The 1164-nt window shown below is 67.5% G+C and carries 2 protein-coding genes; one reads left to right on the top strand and one right to left on the bottom strand.

Translation table 11 applies throughout. The features are described 5' to 3' along the window. Positions 1–171 precede the first annotated feature (171 nt). Positions 172–570 (bottom strand): lysozyme inhibitor LprI family protein, encoded by a 399-nt coding sequence (locus JYJ84_RS37170; RefSeq protein WP_174960818.1) that lies wholly within the window; start codon positions 568–570, stop codon positions 172–174. Between the two features lie 199 nt (positions 571–769). Between JYJ84_RS37170 and JYJ84_RS37165 the strand changes: the two genes are divergently transcribed. Further along, positions 770–1164, top strand: a 395-nt coding sequence (locus tag JYJ84_RS37165) for an LLM class flavin-dependent oxidoreductase (protein WP_205190347.1), incomplete at its 3' end; no start/stop codon positions are given.

The following is a 1164-nucleotide window of genomic DNA, read 5'->3' as shown; positions in this document are numbered from 1 at the left end:
TAACCGCCGCGTGGTCGCGGCTGCCGTCGCTTCAGACGCGCACGCTGTTCTACAGCACCGACAGCGACAACCGCGCATCGCAACGTGTGGCGTCGCGCCTTGGCCTCACGCTGCGCGGCACGACGCTGCGGGTGACATAGCGCCGGGGCCGGCGCGACACCTCAATCCATCTCAACGAAAGGCGTCGATCACCTTCACGCGACGCTCGGTTTCGTCGACGAAGCAGCTGTCGACCTCCACGAGCCCGAGCGTGCCGCCTGCATCGGGCTGCCGCGATTCGGCGCAGGCAGCATCCCGCGCCTTGAGCCAGCGGCGCTCGTCGTTGCGCAACTTCGCCCTGCCCGGCTCATCCAGGTTCGCCATCTTCGCCTTGTAGGCTGCATTCAACCGCTTGTCAGCCGCTTCGTATTTCAGCCGGAGGCAATTGCGGATGTCGGCCGTGTAGCCCGTTTCCTCGGCGGTCTTGCAGATAGCGGCGCGTTCCACATCGTCCGCGAGCGCATCGGACGCAACCGCGAAGAGCGCCGCGCTCGCCGCCAGACCGATCGCGATGTGTTGAAGGACGTTCATCCGGATGCGTTGTTTTCAATGACCGAAGGCACCGATTATGCCCGGCCCGCTGCCCGCATGGCCCGCGTTGTCTCGACACCAACCGGTCACGCCCGACCCGTCACTGCGCATCCCGTGCCGCGCACCCGACGTGCAAACACGCTAGCATTCGGACACGCCACGTCGCGTGTTCGCTTTGCACCGCCGCCAAGGATTCCCCATGACTACGCCCGCCCCTGCCCAACCCGATGTCGCGCATCGCGTCTTTTCGGCCGGGCAGTTGTCGATCGGCCTCACGCTTCCGCTGCTTCGCACCGGCCATATCGTCGCCGACTTCGACGAGCAGCTCGGACTCGCGGCGCTGGCCGACACGCTCGGCTTTCGCGCGCTGTGGATTCGCGACGTGCCGCTGAACAGCGCCGACTACCCCGACCCGGTCGGCCACCTCGACCCGTGGGTCCTGCTCGGCGCACTGGCGTCACGCACGCGCCGGATCGCACTCGCCAGCGGCGCGATCGTGCTGCCGCTGCGTCATCCGCTGCATATCGCGAAAGGCGCGCTGTCGGTCGCGACGCTGTCGGGCGGACGCTTCATCCTCGGGCTCGGCTCCGGCGA

It is taken from the genome of Burkholderia sp. LMG 13014, assembly GCF_905232215.1.
Classification (GTDB): Bacteria; Pseudomonadota; Gammaproteobacteria; order Burkholderiales; family Burkholderiaceae; genus Burkholderia.
This window is presented reverse-complemented; position numbering and strand designations above follow the sequence as displayed.